The sequence below is a fragment of the Noviherbaspirillum denitrificans genome (assembly GCF_002211445.1).
Lineage (GTDB): Bacteria > Pseudomonadota > Gammaproteobacteria > Burkholderiales > Burkholderiaceae_D > Noviherbaspirillum > Noviherbaspirillum denitrificans.
The window spans coordinates 2,660,386-2,665,198 of the sequence record NZ_LSTO01000001.1; the positions used below are offsets into that span (position 1 = coordinate 2,660,386).

The following is a 4,813-nucleotide window of genomic DNA, read 5'->3' on the forward strand; positions in this document are numbered from 1 at the left end:
GCGGCCAGCCGGCGGTATGGATCACCAATCCGGGCTGGTGCCGCGCCGGATCGATTTCCCACAATTCCTTGATGCCGATCGCATAGGTCTGTGGATCGCGCCCCCTGTCGAGGTCGAACTTCCTCGTCAACTGCTTGCCGAGGTGGCCGCGCGCGCCTTCAGCGAACAGCGTGTACTTTGCATGCAGTTCCATCCCCGCCTGGAAGTCCGCTGTCTGCCGGCCCGCGCGGTCCACGCCCATGTCGCCGGTGGCGACACCCTTCACTGATCCGTCGTCGTTGTACAGCACTTCCGCCGCCGCGAAGCCGGGGAAGATCTCGACACCGAGCGCCTCGGCCCGCTGGCCGAGCCAGCGTACGACATTGCCGAGCGAGATCACATAGTTGCCGTGATTGCGGAAGCACGCGGGCAGCATCCAGTCCGGTGTCCGGTACGCCTTCGATTCGGTCAGGAACAGGAAGCGGTCTTCGGTGACCTCGGTGTGCAGCGGCGCACCAAGTGCCTGCCAGTCGGGAAACAACTCGTTCATCGCGACCGGATCCATCACTGCGCCGGACAGGATATGCGCGCCGACCTCACTGCCCTTTTCCAGCACGCAGACGGAAACCTCATTACCGCCTTCGGCCGCAAGCTGTTTCAGGCGGATCGCTGCCGACAGGCCCGCAGGGCCGGCGCCGACGATCACGACGTCGTATTCCATCGATTCACGTTGCATGAAGATATCCAGGGTCAAGGGAGGATGGACACGATACGCGCGGCCGGCGCTTCCCGTTTTGCCTTTTGGTGCACGCTCCCATCAAAAGGCTTGCTTTCCATGCCGCAGCGACAAGCCGAGTTGCGCGCGCCGCGTGAGCCACGGGCTCGGGCGATAGCGCGGATCGCCGGTGAGGCGGTGCAGGTTGTGCAATACGGCGAGCACGCGCGCCGGGCCGATGCGGTCACCCCAGGTGAGCGGTCCATGGGGATAGCCGAGCCCGAGCTCCACGGCGCTGTCGAGGTCTTCCGGCGTGCAGATGCCCTGCTGTACGATGTCGCAGCCGATATTGACGATGGTCGCCAGCACCCGTTGCACGATGAATCCTGCGCTGTCGTCGATCAGCGTGGCAGGCAGGCTCGCTTGCGCGAACATGGCCTTTGCCCGCAGCGCGATCTTCGTGTCCGTGGCGGGATTGGTCATCAGCGTCACGCGGCGCGGGTCGTCGATCAGCAGGTCGAGCCCTATCGTTCTTTCCGGATCGAGGGCGCGCCGGGCGACACAGGTGCTGACGTCCTCGCCCAACGGCGTGACGATGCACAACGCGCCAGCCGTCGGCTGTGCCACAGGCTCCACGCCGCAGCGGGCAAGCAGCGCCGTTGCTTTCGCCCTCACCGCTGGATCGAAAGCATCGATCCAGACCGGTCCGTCCCATGCGACAGCGGACGACTCTGCCGCCGCCGTATCCTCGCCGTCATAGCGATAGAAGCCGCGTTGCGACTTCCGTCCCAGCAAGCCGGCTTCGAGGCGCTGCGCGGTAATCACGCTCGGGCGGTAGCGGGGTTCCTGGTAATACTGCTGGTAGATGGATTCCATCACCGGATGTGAGACATCAAGCCCGGTCAGGTCCATCAGCTGGAACGGTCCCAGCTTGAACCCGGCCGCATCGCGCAACACCTCATCGATCTGCGCGAAACCGGCGACATTCTCCTGCGCGATTCGCAAGGCCTCGGTTACGTAACCACGTCCCGCATGGTTGACGATGAAGCCGGGGGTGTCCCTGGCGAGCACCGCGGTATGGCCGAAGCGGCGTCCAAGGTCCAGCAGCGATTGCGTCACGCTGTCCGCGGTCAGCACGCCACCGATGACCTCGACCACTTTCATCAACGGCACGGGATTGAAGAAATGAAAACCGGCGACACGCTCCGGACGCGCCACGGCAGCGGCGATAGCAGTCACCGACAGCGACGAGGTATTGGTCGCGAGGATGCAGTCTGGCGCAACAATGCCTTCCAATGCGCGGAACAAGTCACGCTTGGCATCGATGTTTTCGACGATGGCTTCGACGACCGCCTGGCAGTCCGCCATTGCGTCGAGCGTGGCTGCCGGCTCGATCAGCGCGCCAGCATCAGCCACCGCCGACGCATCCAGCTTGCCCTTTTCGCACAGGCGTTCCAGTTGTCCGATGACCGATGCGCGTGCTTCCTGCGCGGCGCCCGGCCGCAGGTCGAACAGGCGCACGCGCACGTTGGCCATCGAGGCGATCTGCGCGATGCCCCTTCCCATCGCACCGGCGCCGACAATGCCGATGGTCGTGATTGCAGTTGTGGATCGAGCTTGCATGATGTGGTCCCGGTTCCTTTCAATGCGCAGGCGTGAGTCTCCCCCTCCGCCCCGCGGGCGGTTGCTCTTCCTGCCTGTTTTTGGGGATGGTGTTACATCGGGTAGCGGCCGAGGATTTCCCGTGCCATCACGATGCGCTGGATGTTCGCCGTGCCTTCGGCGATGTGGTACATCTTGACGTCGCGGTAATAGCGCTCGACCGGGAAGTCGGCGAGGTAGCCGTAACCGCCGTGCACGCTGATCGCGGTGTCGCAGGCACGCAGCGCGGCTTCGGCCGCAAACCATTTCGCCATCGACGATTCCAGCTTGATCGGCAGGCCGGCGTCGTACATGCGCGCGGCGTTAAGCGTCAGCAGACGCGCGGCTTCGATTTCGGTCGCCATTTCAGCGATCGGGAACTGCACGCCCTGGAAGGCGGCGATCGCCTTGCCGAACTGCGTGCGCTCGCGCGCGTACACCACCGACGCCTCGTAGGCCGCCTGCGCGATGCCGACAATCAGCGCGCCGACATTCACGCGGCCGCGGTCGAGCGCCTGCGCGAACGCGCGGAAGCCGCTGCCTTCCGGGCCGAGCATGTTTTTCTCCGGCACGCGCACCTGGTCGAAGTACAGCGTGGACGTCGGCGACCCGTGCATGCCCATCTTGAAGTCGGGCTTGCCGATGTCGAAGCCGGGCATGCCGCGTTCGAGGATGAAAGCAGACACGCCGTTTTCCGTCTTCGCCGTGACCACGAAGATGTCGGCCACCGGCGCATTGGTGATGAAGGCCTTGGAACCGGTCAGCAGGTAGTCGCTGCCGTCGCGCTCGGCCCGCGTGAGCGGCGCGCCGGCATTCGAGCCGCCCGAGGGTTCGGTCAGGCCGAAGGCGCCCATTTTTTTCGCCGTCACCAGGTCGGGCAGGTACTTGTCCTTTTGCGCGGCGGTGCCGTGGGTGCTGATCAGCTCGGACACCAGGCTCACATGGGTGTTGAACGAATTGCCGACCGCGCCGGAAGCCTTCGAGATCTCTTCCAGGATCAGGCACAGCGTGACCGCATCGCAGCCCGCGCCGCCGTAGTCGGGCGACTGCGCCGCGCCGAGGTAGCCCTGCGCGCCGAGTTCACGGAAGATCTCGCGCGGAAACTCGTTGCTCTCTTCAATCTGCTTCGCGTACGGCGCGATGCGGTCGCGCGCGAACTTCCTGATCGCATCCCAGGTTTCGAGCTGGTCATCGGTGAGGTGGTACTTGTTCATGTGCTGTCCTGTTCACATTCAGTTGGAGCATGTAGGGTGCGCCCCGCGCACCGGTGCTTTGACGGCCGTATTGGTGCGCAGGGCGCACCCTGCATCCTTTGTCAGCGGAACTGGCTGAAATCCGGCGCGCGCTTGTCGACGAAGGCCTGCTTTCCTTCACTGCTTTCCGCTGTGTTGCCGAGCAGTTCGAGCGCGACAGCCGCCATTTTGACACCGCCGAAGATCTGCGCGCTGTCATTGTTGAAACCATACTTGAGGAGGCGGATCGCGGTCGGGCTGAGCGCCGATGTTTCCTTCGCCCATGCCTTCGCTTCTGCCAGCAGCTCGCTGCCCGGTACGATCTTGTTGACGAGGCCCCAGTCGAGCGCCTGCTGTGCGGTGTACTGGCGGCAGAAAAACCAGATTTCGCGCGCGCGCTTTTCACCGACGATGCGCGCCAGGTAGGCGGCGCCCCAGCCGGCGTCGCAGGAGGCGACGCGCGGACCGGCCTGGCCGAATTTGGCGTGCTCGGCCGCGATGGTCACGTCGCACAGCACATGGATCACGTGGCCACCGCCGATGGCGTGGCCGTTGATCGCGGCGATGACCGGCTTCGGAATGTCGCGGATCACGGTATGCAGCGCATCGATTTCCCACAGGCCGTTTTCGCTGACGCCATAGCTGCCGGTTTCATTGAACACCTTCTGGTCGCCGCCGACACAGAAGGCGCGGTCGCCGGCGGCAGTCAGGATCACCGCGCCGACTTCGCGCGCGGCCCAGGCGCGCTTGAATGCATGGATCAGTTCCTCGACCGTGCGGGCGCGGAAGGCATTCATGCGCTGCGGGCGATTGATCGTGATGATGGCGGCGGCACCGTCCACTTCGTACAGGATATCTTCGTAATTCATTGTCAGCTCCGTTGTAAGAGTAAAAAATCAGGAAAGCAGTACGCGCGCGGGATCGAATGCACGTACCGCCGCCAGTTCGCTTGCGCTTGGCACATCGATGCGGCGCAGGTTCGGTGAAGCCTGGATCGGCCAGTCGCACAGGGCCTGGATGTCGCGCACTGCGTCGGCTTCCTTGCCTGGCTCCGCCATCACGGCGGCAATCTGAAGGTCGCTGCCGGGTACGGCGGGCGCCAGCCAGCCGCGATCGGTCGCGACGCCGCGCAGCCGTCGCGCCGGACTGGTGACGAACGGCAGCCGATTGGCCAGCCGGCCCGGACGCAGCGGCATCACGACGAGGCAGTCGCCGCCGCCGTTGACCAGGTCATTCGCACCGCAGG

General features: G+C 64.8%; 5 protein-coding genes. All 5 read right to left on the reverse strand.

Features of this window, described 5'->3' with window-relative positions; genetic code table 11:
• Nucleotides 1-700, reverse strand: a 700-nt coding sequence (locus tag AYR66_RS12945) for an NAD(P)/FAD-dependent oxidoreductase (protein ID WP_170942307.1), incomplete at its 3' end; no start/stop codon positions are given.
• A gap of 96 nt (nt 701-796) precedes the next feature.
• A complete protein-coding gene (locus AYR66_RS12950) occupies nt 797-2,317 on the reverse strand; it encodes a 3-hydroxyacyl-CoA dehydrogenase (protein ID WP_088707812.1) in 1,521 nt (506 codons plus the stop codon).
• 92 nt (nt 2,318-2,409) lie between these two features.
• Nucleotides 2,410-3,549, reverse strand: coding sequence for an acyl-CoA dehydrogenase family protein (locus AYR66_RS12955; protein WP_088707813.1), 1,140 nt, complete (start codon nt 3,547-3,549; stop codon nt 2,410-2,412).
• Between the two features lie 101 nt (nt 3,550-3,650).
• Entirely contained in the window at nt 3,651-4,436 is a 786-nt protein-coding gene (locus AYR66_RS12960) for an enoyl-CoA hydratase-related protein (protein WP_088707814.1), read from the reverse strand.
• Between the two features lie 27 nt (nt 4,437-4,463).
• On the reverse strand, nt 4,464-4,813 hold a 350-nt coding region (locus AYR66_RS12965; protein ID WP_206047162.1), incomplete at its 5' end, for a hypothetical protein.

Bases quoted from the DNA above. Each gene is read 5' to 3' on its own strand.
- AYR66_RS12950 (WP_088707812.1), bottom strand. From the start codon at position 2,317: ATGCAAGCTCGATCCACAACTGCAATCACGACCATCGGCATTGTCGGC.
- AYR66_RS12955 (WP_088707813.1), bottom strand. From the start codon at position 3,549: ATGAACAAGTACCACCTCACCGATGACCAGCTCGAAACCTGGGATGCG.
- AYR66_RS12960 (WP_088707814.1), bottom strand. From the start codon at position 4,436: ATGAATTACGAAGATATCCTGTACGAAGTGGACGGTGCCGCCGCCATC.